Here is a 19,853-nt window from a genome sequence, read left to right on the forward strand (position 1 = left end):
CACCGGGAATCGGACTGCTCCGCGTCAGTGTGCCGCAGGCGCCGCCCGCAACAGCCGCAGGCCGTTCGCCACCACCAGCAGGCTCGCGCCCACGTCGGCGAACACCGCCATCCACAGCGTGGCGTTGCCGGTCATGGCCAGGGCCAGGAACACGGCCTTGATGCCCAGCGCCAGCGCGATGTTCTGCACCAGCACGCGATGCGTGGCGTGGGACAGACGCAGGAAAGTGCCGATCTTGCGCAGGTCGTCGTCCATCAGGGCCACGTCCGCCGTCTCGATGGCGGTGCCGGTGCCCGCCGCGCCCATGGCGAAGCCGATGTCGGCGCGCGCCAGGGCGGGGGCGTCGTTGATGCCGTCGCCCACCATGCCGACGCGGCCGCCAGACGCCAGCTTGCTTTCGATGGCGGCCAGCTTGTCTTCGGGCAACTGGTCGCCGCGCGCTTCGTCGATGCCGACTTGTTGCGCGATGGCTTGCGCGGTGGGCGTGTTGTCGCCCGTCAGCATCAGGGTGCGCACGCCCAGGGCGTGCAGGTCCGCGATGGCGGCGGCGCTGGTCGGCTTGACCGTGTCGGCCACGGCGGCTACGGCCAGCACGCGATTGCCGTCGGTCAGCGCGATGGCGCTCTTGCCCTGGCGTTCCAGTTCGTCCAGGCGCGCTTCCAGCTTGGGGCTGGAGACGCCCAGTTCGCGCATCAGGCGGCGGTTGCCCAGCTGGAAGGTCACGCCGTCCAGCGTGGCGCTGACGCCGCGGCCGGGCAGGGCGGTGAAGTCCTGCACGTCCAGCAAGGCCGTGCCGGCGTCGCGCGCGGCATTGGCCACGGCCAGCGATACCGGGTGGTCGGAGCGGGCGGCCAGGCTGGCGGCGACCAGCGCGGCCGGCTGGCGGCTTTGGTCGGACACGTCCCAATCCTGGATGTCGGTCTGCACCGGCTTGCCGTGGGTCAGGGTGCCGGTCTTGTCCAGCGCCAGCCATTTCAGGTTGCGGCCTTCTTCGAGGTACACGCCGCCCTTGACCAGGATGCCGCGGCGCGAGGCCGCGGTCAGGCCGCTGACGATGCTGACCGGCGTGGAAATGACCAGCGCGCAGGGGCAGGCGATGATCAGCAGCGCCAGGGCGCGGTAGATGGCGTCGAACCAGGGCTGGTTCCAGAACAGCGGCGGCAGCACCGCCACCAGCACCGCGATGCCCACCACGGCCGGCGTATAGATGCGCGAGAAGCGGTCGATGAAGCGCTGGGTCGGCGCGCGCGCGCCTTGCGCCTGTTCGACGGCGTGGATGATGCGCGCCAGCGTAGTGTTGCCGGCGGCCGCGGTGACGCGGTATTCGAAGGAGCCGGCCGCGTTCACGGTGGCCGCGTAGACCGGGTCGTCCTGCGTCTTTTCCACGGGCAGGCTTTCGCCGGTGATGGGGGACTGGTCCACCGCCGAGCTGCCGCTGACGATGATGCCGTCGGCGGCGATGCGTTCGCCCGGGCGTACCCGCACGATATCGCCCACCTGCAATCTGGCGGCGGGCACTTCGAGCCAGTCGCCATTGGCCTGGCGCACGGTCGCCGTTTCCGGCGCCAGGTCGAGCAGGCCACGGATGGCGTTGCGCGCCCGGTCCAGGGAGCGGGCTTCGATCAGTTCGGCCACGTTGAACAGGAACATCACCATCGCCGCTTCTGGCCATTGGCCGATCAGCACGGCGCCGGTGACGGCGATGCTCATCAGGGCATTGATGTTGAGGTTGCCGTTGCGTACGGCGATCCAGCCCTTGCGGTAGGTGCTGATGCCGCAGGCCAGGATGGCGGCCACGGCCAGGGCTGCGGTGACGCCCAGCGGCCAGCCGGCGAAATGCGACAGTTCCGACAGCGCGGCCAGGACGCCGGAGCCCCCGATCAGCCACCAGTTCACCGGTTTGGCGGCAGGGGCTGGCGTGCCGGGAGCGTTGTCGGCCAGGGGCTCGGGCGTCATGTCCAGCGACTTGATGGCGGCCATGACGCGGTCCAGCGCGCCTTCGGCGTGCACCACGGTCAGCACGCGCTGCATCAGGTTGAAGTCCAGCGCGTGGACGTCGGCCATGTTGTCGAGCTTTTTGCGGATCAGCGTTTCCTCGGTGGGGCAGTCCATCTGGCCGATGCGCAGGCGCGCCAGCGACTGGCCCGGGCCGGCGGTCAGCGTGGCCGCGCCGGCGCCCGAGACGGTGAAGGGCTGGCCATCGCCATGGCCGCAGCAGGCGTCGCCGCCGTGGTCGTGCTTGTGGCTGCGATCGTGCTTGTGATCGTGCGCGTGGTCATGGCCGGCATGGTCGTGGCTGTGATCGTGGCCCGCGTGGCTGTGATCCGCGTGATCATGGCCCGCATGATCGTGTCCGGCCTGGGCCTGGGCGTTCTTGGCGGGCGCGTCGCAGCCGTCGTGCGCGCAGCAGGCGCCGCCTTGCCCGGCGGGCATATGTTCGTGTTTTTTGACCGGAGGTAAAGACATCGTCCTCTGCCTTGAAATAAGCTGGTGACGCTATTCCACACCTTGGAGTTACTATAGGGTCAACCCCCTATATCAATCGGATGCGATCCGGGAGGCAGCGATGCGTATCGGCGAATTGGCCACGGCGGCCGGAACCACGGTCGAGACCGTCAGGTATTACGAGAAAGAAGGGCTGTTGCCGGCCCCGGAAAGGGGACTGAACAACTACCGCAGCTACGGCCAGCCCCATCTGGAGCGGCTGCGCCTGATCCGCAACTGCCGCGCGCTGGACATGACGCAGGACGAGATCCGCGCCATCCTGTCGCTGGCGGATAACCACCAGAGCGGTTGCGGCCCCATCAACGAACTGTTCGACGAGCACATCTCCCACGTGGATGAACGCATCGCCGAACTGACCCAGCTCAAGACCCAGCTCACGGAATTGCGCCAGCGCTGCCTGTCGGCCCGGCCCGACACGGAAGACTGCGGCATCCTGCATGGCCTGAGCGAAATGCAGGTCGAAGAGCGCCAGGAACGCCACACGCACCTGGGCTGACAGCGGCCCTGGACAGGGCGGCATCACGGAGCACGGGCCTGATGGCCTAGGGAAAACCCCGCCGCGCAAAAAGCGCGGCGGCGTCTTGTTGCGTCCAAAATCAGCATGTAAGATGTCCAACATCCAACAAATAATGACAAGGCAGCCGCGGTCGACGATTGGCGGCGCCATACAGAGAGGCAGACAAGCATGGATTCCAAGCCCTTGGGCCGATTCACCGTCCTGGACCTGACGCGAGTGCGCTCGGGTCCCGCCGCCGTGCGCCAGTTCGCGGACTGGGGCGCCACCGTCATCAAGATCGAAGAGCCGGGCGACGAGCAGGACGACAAGCCGGGCGGCTCCGCCCAGTTCGCGGACTACCAGAACACCCACCGCAACAAGCGCAGCGTCACGCTGAACCTGAAGCATCCGCAGGGCCGGGCGCTGTTCCTGGACCTGGTGCGCCAGGCTGACGTGGTGGTGGAAAACTATCGGCCCAACGTCAAGTTCAAGCTGGGCATCGACTACGAGACGCTGCGCCAGGTGAACCCGCGCATCGTCTACGCCAGCGTGTCCGGCTTCGGCCAGGACGGCCCCTACGCCGGACGCCCGGGGCTGGACCAGATCGCGCAGGGCATAGGCGGGCTGATGTCGGTGACGGGCGAACCCGGCCGCGGCCCCATGCGGGCGGGGATTCCGGTGGCGGACCTGACCTCTGGCCTGTTCTGCGCCATCGGCATCTTCATCGCGCTGCTGGAGCGCGAGGTGTCGGGGCAAGGACAGTGGGTGCAGACATCGCTGTTGCAATCGCAGGTCTGGATGATGGATTTCCAGGCGATGCGCTGGCTGATGAACGGCGAGGTGCCTGGCCAGAGCGGCAACGACCATCCCACCAGCAGCCCGACCGGCGTGTTCCCCACCAGCGACGGCTATATGAACATCGCGGCCATGGGCAACGACATCTATGCGCGCCTGTGCCGCGTGCTGGAATTGCCGGAACTGATCGAGGACGAGCGCTTCCTGACGGTACCGCTGCGGGCGCGCAACCGACCCGCGCTGAACGCGGCCATCGGCGCGCGCACCGCGACCCGGCCCACCGCCGAATGGATAGCGCTGATGAACAAGGAAGGCGTGCCTTGCGGTCCGATCCTGGGCATGGACCAGACATTCGAGGATCCGCAGGTGCGCCACCTGGGGCTCAGCCGGGAGATCCGCCATCCCGCGCTGGGGCCGATTTCGGTGGTGGGGCAGCCCATGATCCTGAGCCGTTCCACCACCGGGGAAATGGCGCCCGCGCCCGAACGCGGCCAGCACAACGGCGACGTCTATGGCGGCATGCTGGGATTGGCGCCTGCCGACTTGCAGCAGCTGGCCCGCGAAGGCGTCATTTAAGGGATACGTCCAGGCACCGAGCATAAAATCGCCGCCAAGGCCGCCCGCGTATCCGGCGGCCCAGACGGAGACAGCCCAGACATGAACGCACCATCCACCGCCGCCGCCGACCAGGTCTTTTCCAGCCTGGGACGCCCCGACAACCTGCCGGACGAGATCGCTTCGCAGATCCGCCAGAAGATCGTGGCGCGCGAATTCGAGCCCGGCCAGCGCCTGCCCACCGAGTTCGAACTGGCGCAGATGTTCGCCGTCAGCCGCAATGTGGTGCGCGAGGCGATCGCGAGGCTGAAGCTGTCGGGGTATGTGGATACGCGGCGCGGCGTGGGGTCCTTCGTGGCGCAGGACGTGGGCACGCGCAATTTCGAAATCGCGCCGGAAGACCTGCTGCAGCCCGAGCCGCTGGCGCACATCTTCCAGCTGCGCGTGGAACTGGAATCCGGCGCGGCCGCGCAGGCGGCCCTGCACCGTACCCCCGAACAGATCGAAACCCTGCGCCAGGCCCTGCAACGGGTCGACGCGGCAGGCAATGACTGGCAGGCCGGCGCCGACCACGCGCTGGACTTCCACATGGCCGTGGGCGAGGCCACCAACAACCCTTATTTCGTGCGCCTGTTGGCGCACCTGCGCCACGTGTTCCGCGGCGCCGTGCGCACGCTGCGCTACACCAGCGCCGGCACCGAGCGCGTGCCGGAAATCGAACGCGAACATCACCGCATCTTCGATGCCATCGTCGCCGGCGACAGCGAGGCAGCGCGCCTTGCCATGCGCGTCCACCTGACCAACGGCATACAACGGCACCAGACAGTCATACAAGGAAAGCAACCGTGACCATACAACGCATCCTGCAGGGCGACATTACCGACAACATCGTGGCCGAGAAGCGTGGCGCGATAGGTTGGCTGACTTTCAACGATCCGCAGCGGCACAACGCCGTATCGTTCGCCATGTGGGAAGCGGTGCCGGTAGTGCTGGAAGCTTTCCGCCAGGACCCGGAGATCCGGGCAGTGGTGCTGCAGGGCGCGGGCGGCAAGGCCTTCGTCAGCGGCGCCAACATCTCGCAGTTCGACAAGCTGCGCAGCGGCGAGGACGCGGTGGTGGAGTACGAGCGCGTGGCCGAAACCGCGCAGCTGGCGCTGTACGACTACGACAAGCCCACGATCGCGTACATCCAGGGCTATTGCATCGGCGGCGGCCTGAACATTGCCCTGTGCTGCGACATCCGCATCGCTTCCGACAACAGCAGCTTCGCGATTCCCGCAGGCAAGCTGGGCCTGGGCTACCGCCTGACCGCGATCCGCAACCTGGTGACGGCGGTCGGCCCGGCCAACGCGCTGGAAATCTTCCTGACGGCGGCGCGCTATGACGCCCGCGAAGCCAAGGAGCTGGGCCTGATCCGCAGGGTCGCGCCGGTGGACGAACTGCCGCAGGTGCTGGAAACCATGCTGGCCCAGATCCAGGCCAACGCCCCGCTGACGCTGCGCGCCGGCAAGAAGATGATCCGACAGCTTCAGCAGCTGGGACCGGAGGTCGACGTGGAAGGCATGCGCCGTCTGGTGCTGGAGTGTTTCGAAAGCAATGACTACCGCGAAGGCCGCAAGGCGTTCGCGGAAAAGAGAGCGCCGGTGTTCACCGGTACCTGATCTCCGGCCGCGGGCCGGATTCCCTACGCGGCTTTCAGGTCCGCGCCGTCGCCGGCGCGGCCCGGGGAGGCTTGCGTCCTGAATTCGCCGCGGACCGGATCAACCCGGCCACCGATCCCACCGGGGACGGCCTGGCCATAGACCGCGCAGCAGAAGCGCGGCGACGAGGAGACAGACATGAAAGCGGTTTATCTGAGGGCAGGCCTGGCTGGCTTGGCGGCGTGGCTGTGCGCGGCGCCGCTGCACGCGCAGGGGGCGTACCCAAGCCAGCCGGTGCGCATCGTGGTGGGCTACGCCGCCGGCGGCACCACGGACATCCTGGCGCGGGCGCTGGGCGAGCAGTTGAGCAAGGAGCTCAAGCAGCCCGTCATCATCGAGAACAAGGCTGGCGCCGCCGGCAACATCGCCGCGGCCTCCGTGCAGCAGGCCGCGCCGGATGGCTACACCTTGTTCATGGCGACCGTGTCCAGCCATGGCATCAATCCGGTCGTGTACAAGAAATCGCTGGGCTACGACCCGGTGGGCGGCTTCACGCCGGTCAGCATGATCGCGTCCATCCCGCTGGTGCTGGTGGCCAATCCCAAGCTGCCCGTGGCGTCGGTGGCCGACCTGGTCAAGCTGGCGCGCGAGAAACCGGGCGACCTGAACTATTCCTCCAGCGGCAATGGCTCGCCAGTGCACGTGGCCGGCGCCATGTTCGCCTCGGAGGCCAAGGTGCAGATCCAGCACGTGCCGTACCGCGGCGGGTCGCTGGCCAATTCCTCGGTCATGAGCGGCGAAACCCAGTTCAGCTTCGCCACCTTGCCGGCTGCCTTGCCGCAGGTTCGCGCGGGCGCGCTGCGCGCCCTGGCCGTGACCACCCGCGACCGTTCGGCCGAACTGCCCGACGTGCCCACGGTGGCGGAGGACCCGATGTTCAAGGGCTACGAGATCAACACCTGGAATGCGTTGATGGCGCCCAAGGGCACGCCCGATGCGGTGGTGGCGGTGCTGAACCAGGCGGTGGCGCGCTCGCTGGCCGTGCCGGCCTTGCAGACCCGCTTCAAGGGCGAGGGCGCCACGCCCGGCGCCAGCAGCCCGGCCGAGCTGGGCCAGTTCGTCAACGCGGAGCTGACGCGCTGGGCGGGGGTCATCAAAGAGGTCGGCATCCAGATCGAATGACCTCTGGCGGTCCGGGGGGATGACGGCCTGGGGCGGCGGAGTGGCGTAATATGAATTGTGTTTCTTTCTCATTGACGCCCGATCCGATGACCACGACCCAGACCGCCACCCCGCTGCACGCCCTGAATACCCGCCGTTCCTTCAAGTTCCTCCGCGCCCCGGCGCCCAAGCCCGAGGAACTCGAACAGATCCTGCAGGCGGCGATGTCGGCGCCCGACCATGGCGCCTTGCGCCCGTGGCGTTTCGTGGTGATCCAGGGCGAGGCCATCGGCAAGCTGGCCGATCTGGCGTTGGACGCCGTCAAGCGCAGCGGCGATCCGCGCATGACGCCGGAAAAGGAAAAGTCGGTGCGTGAATGGATGGCCGGCGTGCCGCTCTTCGTCGCGGTGGCGCAGAAGATTGCGCACGACAACACCAAGATCCCGGAGCAGGAACAATTGCTGGCCACCGGCGCCGCCACCATGAACCTCCTGAACGCCGTGCACATGCTGGGCTACGGCGCGTTCTGGAGCACCGGCATCGGCACCTACGTCGAAGACGTGCAGAACGCGCTGGGCCTGGACGCGCTGGACTACCGTTTCCTGGGCTTTCTGGCCATCGGCACCCCGGCTTGCGCCGTACCGCCGGCCAACCGCCCGGACTACCGCGAATTCGTCACGGAGTGGACCGGTCCGGTCTGAGTCTGCCGCCCTGGATGAAGCAAACCGGCCCATGGCCGGTTTTTTTATGGCATCTCCGGCTTAGCGCCGGCCCGGGATCGGCCGGAATGCGGCGCGCACGAGCTTCTCCAGGCCCCAGCCCGCGAAGTAGAAGAGGGCCAGCGTGGGCAGCCCGATCAGCAGATAGCCGCCGACCCAGGACAGGTCTCCCAGCAGGCGGTCCAGGTTCAGTTCATGCAGCAGCGCCAGTTGCGGCGCCAGCGGCAACTGCAGCAGCACGAAACGCCCCTTGTCATCGCCGTCGGCCGAGAGCGCGCCGGCAACGCAGAGGATGACGATGGCGAGGTACAGTGCGGCGAAGACGATGCCGGTCCAGCTGAACCATCTTGAGGCTGTCGATCCGGGCACGTGGCTTTCCAGGGAATCAGGGACGGCAAGTATAGAGCGCTCCAAGCCTGGGATGGGGCAGGCGGGGCGCATGCCGCGCTTGCGTGGCGGGGAATAAATAACAATAATTCTTATTTTTATTGACCCGCTATCGCGCCTCCCCCCATATGTCCCATTCTGCGCAGCCGACGCAGCCTACCGCCGCCCAGCTGTACGAGGCCCATCATCCATGGTTGCAGGAATGGCTGCGCCGCCGGCTGGGCTGCCGCCACGATGCGGCCGACCTGGCGCACGACACCTTCGTGCGGGTGCTGACCGGCAGTCGGGTCGAGGTCATCCGGGAACCGCGCGCCTTCCTGACCACGCTGGCACAGCGCACGCTGTACACCTTCTGGCGCCGCCGCGAACTTGAGCGGGCCTATCTCGACAGCCTTGAACTGCTGCCGCAGGCTCATGCGCCCAGCGAGGAACAACGCGCGCTGGCGGTCGAGGCCCTGATGCAGATAGACCGCGCCCTGCAGCGCCTGCCGGCGCGCACGCGCCAGGTCTTTCTGCTGAGCCAGCTGGAAGAACTCACGTATCCGCAGATCGCCGAGCGCCTTGGCGTGTCGGGCATCACCGTCAGGCGCTGCATGAAACAGGCCGTCACGCTCTGCGTCGCGGCGCGCCTGGCGGCATGAGCGGGCCCACGCTGCCGGCGGACCTGGAGGCCGCGGTCGACTGGATGGTGCTGTTGTCGTCGGGCGTGGCTGGCGACGCCGACCGTGCCGGGTTCGACGCCTGGCGCCGCGCCGACCCGCGCCACGCAGCCGCCTGGGAGACGGTCGCTGCGGCGTTGAAGAACACGTTCGCGCCGTTACCGGACGGGGTCCCGGCGCGCGCCGCAGGAGCCGCCCTGGCTACCGCGCCGGCGCGGCGTCGGGCCTTGCGCAACGCATTGGGGCTGGCATTGGCGGCCGGGGGCCTGGCTGTCCTGGTCGACCGGCAGACGCCATTGCGCACGTTGGCCGCCGATCTGCATAGCGGCACCGCCGAGCGCAGCACGCACACATTGCCGGACGGCAGCCTGCTGACCCTGAACGCCCGCTCCGCGGTGGACCTGGAATTTGGCGGCCGCGCCCGCGTGCTGCGGCTGCGGGCCGGCGCGGTGTACGTGCGGGTGGCGGCCGATGCTGCACGGCCGTTCATCGTCGCCAGTCCCGATGGCGAGGTGCAAGCCCTGGGCACGGTGTTCGGGGTGGCGCGCGATGAGCGGGGCAGCATCGCCAGCGTGATTGAACACAGTGTCGAAGTGCGCGCGGCCGGCCAGCGGCGGGTCCTGGCGGCGGGCGAGGGCGCGCGTTTCGGCGCGGATGGCGTCGGCGCGCCGGACGCCGCGCTGGCCGAGGCTGCAGCCTGGCGGGACGGCATGCTGGTGGTGCGCGACCGGTCGCTGGGCGAGGTGGTGTCGGCCTTGCGGCCGTACCGGCGCGGTTTCCTGCGTATCACGCCCGAAGCCGCCCGGCTGCGGGTGCTGGGGGCCTTTCCCCTGGACGACACCGATCAGGTGCTGGAGTCCTTGCGCCAGACCTTGCCGATCGAGGTGCGCGCCCTGACCGGCTGGCTGGTCAGCATCGACCTGCGCAGCCCGTCAGTCGAAAAAAAATGATCGCCTGCGCCGGGTCCGCTGGACATACCTCCTGAAGCACACACTTGCAGCAGGAGATTCCATGTTCCCCGTTCGTTCCGCGCCGCGCCTGGCGGCCGCGTTCCTCATTGCCCTGGCGGTGCCGGCCGGCCCCGCCCAGGCGCAATCCAGCACCCAGGCGGGCGCATCCGCCGCGCTGCGCTACGACCTGCCGGCTGCGCCGCTGGCCGACACCTTGACCCGCATCGCGCGCCAGAGTGGCCGTGCCGTGTCGGTCGAGCCGGCGTTGGTGGCGGGTCGCCAGGCCCCCGCCGTGGTCGGCGTCTACACCGCCGAACAGGCCTTGCGGCTGGCCCTGATGGGTAGCGGGCTGGAGCTGCGGATCACCGCCAACGGCACCTTCAGCGCGCAACCCCTGCCGCAGGGCGGCGCGGCCATGCTGGAGCCCGTGCGCGTGACCGCCGCGGCCGAATCGCCCACCGGCCACGTCGACGGTTACGTGGCCCTGCGCAGCATGGCCGGCGCCAAGACCGACACGCCGCTGATCGAGACGCCGCAATCGGTGTCGGTGGTCACCAGCGACCAGATCCGCGTCGTCAAGGCCGCCAGCGTCGCCGACGCGCTGGGCTACACGCCGGGTGTGGCGGCCCAGTCGCCGGCTTTCAGCCGCATGGTGGACGACCTGATGTTGCGCGGCTTCAACGTGGCCACCGGCAATTCGGGCCTGCTGCGCGATGGACTCAAGCTGCAGTCCAACGTCTACGATGGCGGCCAGGAACCCTATGGACTGGAACGTGTCGAGGTGTTGCGCGGCGCGGCCTCGGTGCTGTATGGCCAGCTCACGCCGGGCGGGGTGGTCAACACCGTCAGCAAACGCCCGACCACCGAGCCCCTGCGCGAACTGAATCTTGAGACCGGCAGCTACGCCCGCAGGCAGGTGTCGGGCGATTTCGCTGGCGCGCTGACGGAAGATGGCACCTGGTCCTATCGCCTGACCGGCCTGGCGCGCAACGCCGACAATTGGGTCGATCACGTGCCCGACGATCGCACCTACCTGGCGCCGGCCCTGAGCTGGCGGCCCAACGCGGCGACCTCGCTGACGCTGCTGGCCAGCTACCAGCGCATCCGCACGCGTTTCGCGGCTCCGATGCCGGCGGCCAACACCTTGAACGGCCAGATCCCGCGCGACCTGTTCATCGGAGAACCGGACTTCGATCGCTATGACACTGACACCTACACCGCCGGCTACGTGTTCGAGCACGCCTTCAACGAGCGCGTCAAGCTGCGCCAGAGCGCGCGCTACTTCACCGCTTACGGCGAGTGGGACTATCTGTCGTTCGGTGGCCTGCAACCCAATGGCACTACGCTGCGGCGCGGGGTTGTGAGCCGAACCGAGAACTCGTATGGCATCGCCGCCGACACCTCGCTGGAATTCAAGCTGGAGGGGGGCGGGTTGCAGCACACGGTGCTGGCAGGCCTGGACTATTACCGCAGCAACTACGACACCAGCCGCCACTCGGGCACGGTGGCGCCCTTGGGCGACATCTATCATCCCGTCTATGGCGCGGTGCCGGTGGTGAACACCGCGCGCAACAACGGCTTCGTGACGCGTTCGAACGGCATCGGCTTCTACCTGCAGGACCAGATCAAGATCCATGACCAGTGGGTGGTGGTGCTGGGCGGGCGCCAGGACTGGGCCGATACGGACCAGCGCAGCCATGGCAGCGGCGCCGCCACCCGGCAGCGGGACACGGCCACCACCGGGCGGGTCGGCCTGGTGTACCTCGCGCCGGCGGGCCTGGCGCCTTATGTGAGCGTGAGCCAGTCTTTCGCGCCCACCGTGGGCATGGACCGCGCCGATAATGCCTTCAAGCCGACCAAGGGCGTGCAGTACGAATTGGGTCTGCGCTACGAGCCGCCTGGCAGCGACATGCTATACAGCGCTGCCGTCTATGACCTGACGCAGACCAACGCCCTGACCGCCGATCCGGTGGATCCGACCTATTCGGTGCAGACCGGCAAGGCGCGCTCGCGCGGCCTGGAACTGGAGGCCAAGGCGCGGCTGGGGGCGCTGAACCTGACCGCGAGCTATGCCTACACCGATGCGCGCACCATCCGCAGCACCTTGCCCGAACTGGTCGGCCAGCGCACCACGCTGGTGCCGCTGCATAGCGCCGCGGTGTGGGCCGACTACAACCTGACGGCGGCGGGCGTGCCCGGGCTGACCCTGGGCGCCGGCGTGCGCTACGCCAGTTCGACCAATCTGCCGGGCTATCCCGCGGAGGTGCCGGGCCAGTTCCTGGTGGACGCGATGGCCGCGTACGACTTCGGCGCGGTCTCGCCCCAGTTCAGCGGCCTGTCCTTGACCGTGAACGCGCGCAACCTGTTCAACCGTGGTTACCTGTCGTGCGCCGGCGCCACCGGTTGCCGCTACGGCGATCCGCGCACGCTCTACGCGACTCTCAGCTACCGCTGGTAGCGAGGCCCGGCGCGGCCCCTGTCTCGGGGCTGCGCCCTGTGCTACTCTGGCTGCCGGTCGTGCATGTTCATCCCTTTGCACCGGCCGACGATGGCAATGTCCGAGGTCACCCCCTTGGGCAGTGTCTTGGTAAGAAGAATGCGCATGACACGATCAAGCGTGGAGACAATACATGAGCCAATATGGGCCGTTGAAGTTGCACGTCCCGGAGCCTACAGGGCGCCCGGGTTGCAAGACCGATTTTTCCTACCTGCACCTGTCGCCGCCCGGCGATGTGCCCAAACCCCCCATTGATGTTGCCGCGGTCGATACCGGCGGACTGGCATACAGCCTGGTCCGGGTGATCGCGGACGACGGCAGCGCCGTCGGACCGTGGGCGCCGGAACTCAGCCACGAGCAGCTGCGCGCGGGCATGCGCAACATGCTGAAGACGCGTCTGTTCGATGCGCGCATGCTGACCGCCCAGCGCAAGAAGAAGATCTCGTTCTACATGCAGAGCCTGGGCGAAGAGGCCATCGGCACGGCCCACGCCATGGCGCTGGAGCAGGGCGACATGTGCTTCCCGACCTACCGCCAGCAAAGCATCCTGCTGGCGCGCGACGCCTCGCTGGTCACCATGATGTGCCAGTTGATGTCCAACGAACGCGATCCGCTCAAGGGCCGCCAATTGCCGGTCATGTACTCCGACCGCGAACGGGGCTTCTTCAGCATCTCGGGCAACCTGGCCACGCAATTCATCCAGGCGGTGGGCTGGGGCATGGCCTCGGCCATCAAGGGTGACACCCGTATCGCCTCCGGCTGGATCGGCGACGGCGCCACCGCCGAGGCCGACTTCCACACCGCACTGACCTTCGCCCACGTCTACCGCGCGCCGGTCATCCTGAACGTGGTCAACAACCAGTGGGCCATCTCCACCTTCCAGGCGATCGCCGGCGGCGAGGGCGCGACCTTCGCGGGCCGCGGCGTGGGCTGCGGCATCGCCTCGTTGCGGGTGGACGGGAACGATTTCCTGGCGGTCTACTCCGCCTCGCGCTGGGCCGCCGAACGCGCCCGCAGCAATCTGGGACCGACCCTGATCGAATGGGTGACCTACCGCGCCGGGCCGCACTCCACGTCCGACGATCCCTCCAAGTACCGCCCCGGCGACGACTGGAGCCACTTCCCGCTGGGCGATCCGATCGCGCGCTTCAAGAAGCACCTGATCTCGCTGGGCATCTGGTCCGACGAAGAGCATGAAGCCGTCAAGGCCGAGCTCGACGCCGAGATCCTGGCGGCGCAGAAGGAAGCGGAAAGCTACGGCACCCTGGTGGACGGCCACGTTCCCAGCGCCGCCAGCATCTTTGAAGACGTGTACAAGGACATGCCGGAGCATCTGCGCCGGCAGCGTCAGCAGCTCGGAGTCTGATCATGGCTATCGATAACAACGCTGGTCCGGCCTCCGCGCCGATGACCATGATCCAGGCTTTGCGCTCGGCCATGGATGTGATGCTGGAGCGCGACAACAACGTGGTGGTGTTCGGGCAGGACGTCGGCTATTTCGGCGGCGTGTTCCGCTGCACCGAAGGCCTGCAGACCAAGTACGGCAGCTCGCGCGTGTTCGACACGCCCATCTCCGAAGGCGGCATCGTCGGCGTGGCGGTGGGCATGGGCGCCTACGGCCTGCGTCCCGTCTGCGAGATCCAGTTCGCCGATTATTTCTATCCCGCTTCGGACCAGATCGTGTCCGAGGCCGCGCGCCTGCGCTACCGCTCGGTCAACGAATTCGTCGCGCCCATGACCATCCGCATGCCTTGCGGCGGCGGCATCTACGGCGGCCAGACGCACAGCCAGAGCCCCGAGGCCATGTTCACGCAGGTCTGCGGGCTGCGCACGGTGATGCCGTCCAACCCGTACGACGCCAAGGGCCTGCTGATCGCGGCCATCGAGAACGACGACCCGGTCATCTTCCTGGAACCCAAGCGGCTCTACAACGGCCCGTTCGACGGCCACCATGACCGGCCCGTCACGCCCTGGACCGGACGGCCGGGCAGCGTGGTGCCCACCGGCTACTACACCGTGCCGCTGGATACAGCAGCCATCGTGCGCCCCGGCAACGCGCTGACCGTGCTGACCTACGGCACCACCGTGCACGTGTCGCTGACGGCCGCCGAGGAAACCGGCATCGACGCCGAGATCATCGACCTGCGCAGCCTGTGGCCGCTGGACCTGGACGCCATCGTCAACTCGGTCAAGAAGACCGGCCGCTGCGTGGTGGTGCACGAAGCCACGCGCACCTGCGGCTTCGGCGCCGAGCTGATTTCGCTGGTGCAGGAACACTGCTTCCATCATCTGGAGGCGCCCGTGGAGCGCGTGACCGGCTGGGATACGCCGTATCCCCACGCGCAGGAATGGGCGTACTTCCCCGGCCCGCGCCGGGTCGGCGAAGCGTTCAAGCGCGCGATGGAGGGTTGAGAGATGGGTATTCATGTCATCAAGATGCCCGACATCGGCGAAGGCATCGCAGAAGTGGAACTGGTCGCCTGGCACGTGAAGATCGGCGACATGGTGGCCGAGGACCAGCCGCTGGCCGACGTCATGACGGACAAGGCCACGGTCGAGATTCCCGCGCCGGTGGTCGGCCGCGTGGTCGCGCTGGGCGGGGACGTGGGCCAGGTCATGGCGGTGGGCGGTGAACTGATCCGCCTGGAGGTCGAAGGCGAGGGCAACCTGAAGCCGGGCGCCGATGCGCCGCCGGCCAAGGCGGCTGCGGCTCCCGCTGCGGCACAGCCTGCCGCCGCAGCGCCTGCGCCGCAGCCCGCGCCAGCGCCGAAGGCCGAGCCTGCCGCACCCGCGAAACCGGCCGCGCCGCCCGCTGCGCCGGCCAAGCCCGCGCGCCAGGCGTCCGCCGCTGTCGCGCGCCAGCCCGGCGACAAACCGCTGGCCTCGCCGGCGGTGCGCAAGCGCGCCTGGGACCTGGGCATCGAACTGCGCTACGTGCACGGCAGCGGCCCGGCAGGCCGGATCCTGCACGAAGACCTGGACGCCTATCTGCAAGGCCAGGGCGGGGGCGCTCAAGCCCGCGGCGGCGTGGCCTACGCCGAGCGTAACGACGAGGAAAACGTGCCGGTCATCGGCCTGCGCCGCAAGATCGCGCAGAAGATGGCCGAGTCCAAGCGCCGCATTCCGCACTTCAGCTACGTCGAGGAAATCGACGTGACCGAGCTGGAAGAGCTGCGCGCCAGCCTCAACCAGAAGTGGGGCGCGACGCGCGGCAAGCTCACGCTATTGCCGCTGCTGGCGCGCGCCATGGTGGTGGCGCTGCGCGATTTCCCGCAGATCAACGCGCGCTACGACGATGAGGGCGGCGTGGTCACGCGCTACGGCGCGGTCCACATCGGCATCGCCACGCAAAGCGACGGCGGCCTGATGGTGCCGGTCATGCGCCACGCCGAGGCGCGCGATCTCTGGTCCATGGCGGCCGAGATCGTCCGCCTGGCCGAGGCGGTGCGCACGGGCAGCGCCAGCCGCGACGAACTGTCGGGGTCGACCATCACTATCACCAGCCTGGGGCCTTTGGGCGGCATCGTCACCACGCCGGTGATCAACCATCCCGAGGTCGGCATCGTGGGCGTGAACCGCATCGTCGAGCGGCCCGCCATCCGCAATGGCGCCGTGGTGGCGCGCAAGCTGATGAACCTGTCGTCGTCCTTCGACCACCGCGTGGTGGACGGCATGGACGCGGCGCGCTTCATCCAGGCGGTGCGCGCGCTGCTGGAGCAACCCGCGCTGCTTTTCGTGGAGTAAGCATGAGCCAGATCACTAAGACTACGACTTTGCTGGTGATCGGCGGCGGCCCTGGCGGCTACGTCGCCGCCATCCGCGCCGGCCAGCTGGGCGTGCCGACCATTCTGGTCGAAGGCGCCCAGCTGGGCGGCACCTGCCTGAACATCGGCTGCATCCCCTCCAAGGCGCTGATCCACGCGGCCGAGGAATTCGACAAGGCGCGCCACTACGCGGGCAAGTCGGCGCTGGGCATTTCCGTGTCGGCGCCCGCCATCGACCTGGCCCAGACCGTGGCCTGGAAGGACGGCATCGTCGGCAAGCTGACCGGCGGCGTTGCTGCGTTGTTGAAGAAGAACGGCGTGGAAGTGGTGCGCGGCTGGGCCCGGCTGCTGGACGGCAAGACCGTGGAAGTGGATGGCGGCGAGTCCGGCGCCATCCGCATCCAGTGCGAGCATCTGCTGCTGGCGGCGGGCTCCGAACCGACGCCGCTGCCGTCCATGCCGTTCGGCGGCATGGTGGTGTCGTCCACCGAAGCCTTGTCGCCTTCCAGCATTCCCAAGCAATTGGTGGTGGTGGGCGGCGGCTATATCGGCCTGGAACTCGGCACCGTGTACCGCAAGCTGGGCGCCGAGGTGGCCGTGGTGGAAGCGCAGGACCGCATCCTGCCAACCTACGATGCCGAGCTCACCAAGCCGGTGGCTGCCGCCTTGGCGAAAATGGGTGTGGACCTGCACCTGGGCCGCAAGGTGCTGGGCCTGAACGGCGCCGGCAATGCGGTGCGCGTGCAGGACGCGGCGGGCGTCGAAACCCTGCTGCCGGCAGACCGCGTGCTGATCGCGGTGGGCCGGCGTCCGCGCACGCAGGACTGGGGGCTGGAAAGCCTGCAGCTCGACCGCAAGGGCAACGCGCTGCGCATCGACGACCAGTGCCGCACCTCCATGCGCGACGTCTGGGCCATCGGCGACATCGCCGGCGAACCCATGCTGGCGCACCGCGCCATGGCGCAGGGCGAGATGGTGGCCGAGCTGGTTTCGGGCAAGCGCCGCCACTTCCTGCCTGCTTCGATCCCGGCGGTCTGCTTCACCGACCCCGAAGTCGTGGTGGCGGGCCTGTCGCCTGCCGAGGCGGAAAGCGCGGGATTGGACTGCCTGACGGCTTCCTTCCCCTTTGCCGCCAACGGACGCTCGATGACGCTGGAATCCACCGACGGTTTCGTGCGCGTGGTCGCGCGCCGCGACAACCACCTGATCGTGGGCTGGCAGGCGGTGGGACGCGGCGTGTCGGAGCTGTCGACGGCGTTCGGCCAGTCGTTGGAAATGGGCGCCACGCTGGAAGACGTGGCGGGCACCATCCATGCGCATCCGACCCTGGGCGAAGCGGTGCAGGAAGCGGCGCTCAAGGCGCTGGGGCACGCGCTGCATATCTAGGCGCAAGGGAACGCCGCGCTTGCGCGGCGTTCCACCGCAAGCCCGGACAGTGCCTAGCGAGGGGTTACGGCTTGCGCCAATGCGGCGCTGAATCCTTCCACCGCAGGGTTGCCTTGGTCGCGCAACGCTGCCAACACCACCTGGGCCGTGGCTCCAGCCACATCGCGCAAAGGCAGGAAGCGCAATGAATCCGAACGCATTCGGGACAACGATTGGGGCACCAGTGCAGGGCCGACGCCGGCTTCCACCAGCGTCAGCAAGGTGGGAATGACGCTTTCCTGCGCGATTTCCGGCTTCAGCTGCGCACGCGCGTACAGCGCCTGGATCATATTGCGGAAGTACGGCGAGATGTCCTGGCGGTAGCCCACCAGGGGAAATTCCAGCAGTTCTTCCAGCGAAACATCACGCTGATGCGCCAGCGCATGATCATGGCGCAGCGCCACGCGCAGGGGCTCTTCGTAGATGACGCGGGTCACGATATCCGCATCCAGCGGATGCGGACGCATCAGCGCCACATCGACCGCGCGCGACCGCAGCGCGGGCTCCATGTCGACGGAGTTCATTTCGCGCAGATCGATGCGGACTTCGGGGTGCGCATCGCGGTAATGGCTGAGCGCCGACACCAGCGGCGAGCTTGCCGCGCTGGGCGTGATGCCTATCACCAGCGACCCGGTTTCGCCGCGGGCCGTGCGCCGCGCTTGCCGCAGCATCAGCTGGGTGTCCGCCGCGATCTTGCGCGCCCGCTCGTACATGATTTCGCCGGCGGGCGTCAATTTCACCGAGCGCGTGGTGCGCACGAACAGCGGCACGCCGACGATCGCTTCCAGTCGCTTGATCTGCTGCGTGAGGGGCGGTTGGGTCATGAACAGGCGTGCCGCCGCCCGCGCGAAGTGCAGTTCTTCCGCCAGCGTGCAGAACAGGACCAGCAAGCGACCGTCCACGAAGATTAATTCTGATTTCGACATAATTAGGGCGAAATTACATATTGGACATAGATTAGTCGAGTTCCTAAGATGCCGCATCGCTACACACCGCCGGCATTCCGGATCCGCACATGTCCCTCGCTTCCATTTCTCCGTCAGTCGCTGCCATCGCTCAAAGAGTGCGGGATGGCGAAGCGGCGGTGTTCGCGGCGGCGCGCCAGAGCCTGGCGGCCATCGCGCGGCAAGATCCGGCAATCCGCGCATGGAGCCATGTGCTGCCCGCCGTGGCGCTGGAGCAGATGGAACCGGCGCGGCATGCCGCCGGCGCGCTTGCCGGCGTGCCCATCGGCATCAAGGACGTGATCGACGTGGCCGACATGCCTACCGGTTTTGGGGCGCCCGCCTTGATTGCCGGCAATGCGGCGTTCGACGCCTGCAGCGTGGGCATGTTGCGCGCGGCGGGCGCGATTCCGGTGGGCAAGACCGTGACGGCCGAGTTCGCGTTCAGGACGCCGGGCCCCACCCGCAATCCGCATGCGCTGGCGCACACGCCTGGCGGCTCCTCGAGCGGTTCCGCGGCCGCGGTGGCGGCCGGCATGGTGCCAGCCGCGCTGGGCACGCAGACCGGAGGTTCGATGATCCGCCCGGCGGCGTATTGCGGAGTGGTGGGATTCAAACCGAGCGCCGGGCGCGTGTTCCGGGACGGCATGAAGCTCACCTGCGAATCGCTGGACACCATAGGCTGGTACGCGAATAGCGTGGCGGACGCCCAGCTCATCGCGGACGTGCTCGTGGGCGGCGCGCACGCGCCCGTACCGTCCGGCCGCCAACTGACCGTCGCGGTGCAATTGAACAATCCGAAAGCCGGATTGTGTGCCGAGAGCCATGCCGAGATCGATCGCGCCCGTGCGGTGCTGGCCGCGCATGGCGTGCAGTGCGTGCCTGTGCAAGCCGAGCGCGAGACGGCGCTTTTGCTGCAGGCGCACGATGTGATCATGCACTACGAGTTCGCGCGCAGTCTGGGGCCGGTGGTGGAGCGCCAGTGCCATGCATTGAGCGCCGTCTTGCGCCAGGCGGTGGCGCGTGGCCTGGCCATCGGGGCAGGGGAGTACCACGAGATGCTCGGCATTCAGGCCGCGCTGCGCCACGGCTGGGGCGCGCTCTATGGCGGCGCCGACCTGGTGCTTACGCCCAGCACGCCGGGTCCGGCGCCCCTTGGGCTGGAGCACACCGGCGACGCTTCATACAACAAGATCTGGTCGGTGCTGGGGTGGCCTTGCCTGCACCTGCCGACCGGATTCAGCCGCGCGGGACTGCCCATGGGCATGCAATTGGTCGGCGATCTGGGCAAGGACTTGGCCTTGCTCGCCGTCGGCCGGGATTTACATCATCTGCTGAAACAGCGAGGGGAATGAA

The 19,853-nt window shown here is 68.1% G+C and carries 17 protein-coding genes; 14 read left to right on the forward strand and 3 right to left on the reverse strand.

Annotation, left to right across the window (positions count from 1 at the left end):
• Positions 1-24: 24 nt before the first annotated feature.
• Positions 25-2,433 carry a heavy metal translocating P-type ATPase gene (locus AC1RHV_RS00415; RefSeq protein WP_225596763.1) on the reverse strand — a complete coding sequence of 803 codons (2,409 nt, stop codon included), beginning with the start codon at positions 2,431-2,433 and terminating at the stop codon, positions 25-27.
• A gap of 133 nt (positions 2,434-2,566) precedes the next feature.
• Here AC1RHV_RS00415 and cadR point away from each other — a divergent pair, with 133 nt between their 5' ends.
• The 6 genes from cadR (at position 2,567) to AC1RHV_RS00445 (ending at position 7,853) form a co-directional block, all read left to right on the forward strand.
• The gene (gene cadR, locus AC1RHV_RS00420) at positions 2,567-3,001 is read left to right on the forward strand and encodes a Cd(II)/Pb(II)-responsive transcriptional regulator (RefSeq protein ID WP_054456564.1); all 435 of its coding nucleotides are present in this window, start codon (positions 2,567-2,569) and stop codon (positions 2,999-3,001) included.
• Between the two features lie 189 nt (positions 3,002-3,190).
• Positions 3,191-4,372 carry a CaiB/BaiF CoA transferase family protein gene (locus tag AC1RHV_RS00425; protein WP_054456565.1) on the forward strand — a complete coding sequence of 394 codons (1,182 nt, stop codon included), beginning with the start codon at positions 3,191-3,193 and terminating at the stop codon, positions 4,370-4,372.
• Positions 4,373-4,453: 81 nt separating this feature from the next.
• On the forward strand, positions 4,454-5,200 hold the full coding sequence (locus tag AC1RHV_RS00430; RefSeq protein WP_054456566.1) for a FadR/GntR family transcriptional regulator: 747 nt from the start codon (positions 4,454-4,456) through the stop codon (positions 5,198-5,200).
• Positions 5,197-6,012 carry an enoyl-CoA hydratase gene (locus AC1RHV_RS00435; RefSeq protein WP_119449125.1) on the forward strand — a complete coding sequence of 272 codons (816 nt, stop codon included), beginning with the start codon at positions 5,197-5,199 and terminating at the stop codon, positions 6,010-6,012. Before AC1RHV_RS00430 ends, AC1RHV_RS00435 begins: the two co-directional genes overlap by 4 nt.
• A 177-nt stretch (positions 6,013-6,189) precedes the next feature.
• On the forward strand, positions 6,190-7,173 hold the full coding sequence (locus AC1RHV_RS00440; protein ID WP_082401186.1) for a Bug family tripartite tricarboxylate transporter substrate binding protein: 984 nt from the start codon (positions 6,190-6,192) through the stop codon (positions 7,171-7,173).
• Between the two features lie 86 nt (positions 7,174-7,259).
• Complete coding sequence (locus AC1RHV_RS00445) at positions 7,260-7,853, forward strand: nitroreductase family protein (RefSeq protein ID WP_041653427.1); 594 nt, start codon at positions 7,260-7,262, stop codon at positions 7,851-7,853.
• Positions 7,854-7,913: 60 nt separating this feature from the next.
• Here AC1RHV_RS00445 and AC1RHV_RS00450 read toward each other — a convergent pair whose 3' ends face one another.
• A complete protein-coding gene (locus AC1RHV_RS00450) occupies positions 7,914-8,240 on the reverse strand; it encodes a hypothetical protein (protein ID WP_119449127.1) in 327 nt (108 codons plus the stop codon).
• Positions 8,241-8,386: 146 nt separating this feature from the next.
• Here AC1RHV_RS00450 and AC1RHV_RS00455 point away from each other — a divergent pair, with 146 nt between their 5' ends.
• The 7 genes from AC1RHV_RS00455 to lpdA all read left to right on the forward strand — a co-directional run bounded on the left by AC1RHV_RS00455 (position 8,387) and on the right by lpdA (position 17,514).
• The gene (locus tag AC1RHV_RS00455) at positions 8,387-8,899 is read left to right on the forward strand and encodes a sigma-70 family RNA polymerase sigma factor (protein WP_125472186.1); all 513 of its coding nucleotides are present in this window, start codon (positions 8,387-8,389) and stop codon (positions 8,897-8,899) included.
• Positions 8,896-9,867 (forward strand): FecR family protein, encoded by a 972-nt coding sequence (locus tag AC1RHV_RS00460; protein ID WP_175182245.1) that lies wholly within the window; start codon positions 8,896-8,898, stop codon positions 9,865-9,867. The genes AC1RHV_RS00455 and AC1RHV_RS00460 overlap by 4 nt, the downstream gene beginning before the upstream one ends.
• Positions 9,868-9,928: 61 nt before the next feature.
• Complete coding sequence (locus tag AC1RHV_RS00465; protein WP_119449130.1) at positions 9,929-12,325, forward strand: TonB-dependent siderophore receptor; 2,397 nt, start codon at positions 9,929-9,931, stop codon at positions 12,323-12,325.
• A 172-nt stretch (positions 12,326-12,497) separates the two neighbouring features.
• Complete coding sequence (locus tag AC1RHV_RS00470; protein WP_054456572.1) at positions 12,498-13,730, forward strand: 3-methyl-2-oxobutanoate dehydrogenase (2-methylpropanoyl-transferring) subunit alpha; 1,233 nt, start codon at positions 12,498-12,500, stop codon at positions 13,728-13,730.
• A 2-nt stretch (positions 13,731-13,732) separates the two neighbouring features.
• Complete coding sequence (locus tag AC1RHV_RS00475; protein ID WP_054456573.1) at positions 13,733-14,776, forward strand: alpha-ketoacid dehydrogenase subunit beta; 1,044 nt, start codon at positions 13,733-13,735, stop codon at positions 14,774-14,776.
• A gap of 3 nt (positions 14,777-14,779) precedes the next feature.
• Positions 14,780-16,108 (forward strand): dihydrolipoamide acetyltransferase family protein, encoded by a 1,329-nt coding sequence (locus AC1RHV_RS00480; RefSeq protein WP_175213194.1) that lies wholly within the window; start codon positions 14,780-14,782, stop codon positions 16,106-16,108.
• A gap of 2 nt (positions 16,109-16,110) precedes the next feature.
• Complete coding sequence (gene lpdA, locus AC1RHV_RS00485; RefSeq protein WP_119449133.1) at positions 16,111-17,514, forward strand: dihydrolipoyl dehydrogenase; 1,404 nt, start codon at positions 16,111-16,113, stop codon at positions 17,512-17,514.
• Between the two features lie 53 nt (positions 17,515-17,567).
• Here lpdA and AC1RHV_RS00490 read toward each other — a convergent pair whose 3' ends face one another.
• On the reverse strand, positions 17,568-18,455 hold the full coding sequence (locus tag AC1RHV_RS00490; protein ID WP_233564481.1) for a LysR substrate-binding domain-containing protein: 888 nt from the start codon (positions 18,453-18,455) through the stop codon (positions 17,568-17,570).
• A 113-nt stretch (positions 18,456-18,568) separates the two neighbouring features.
• Between AC1RHV_RS00490 and AC1RHV_RS00495 the strand changes: the two genes are divergently transcribed.
• Positions 18,569-19,852 carry an amidase gene (locus AC1RHV_RS00495; RefSeq protein WP_492299595.1) on the forward strand — a complete coding sequence of 428 codons (1,284 nt, stop codon included), beginning with the start codon at positions 18,569-18,571 and terminating at the stop codon, positions 19,850-19,852.
• The last annotated feature ends 1 nt before the right edge of the window (position 19,853 follow it).

The sequence above is a fragment of the Achromobacter sp. GW823-FHT04E03 genome (assembly GCF_058796095.1).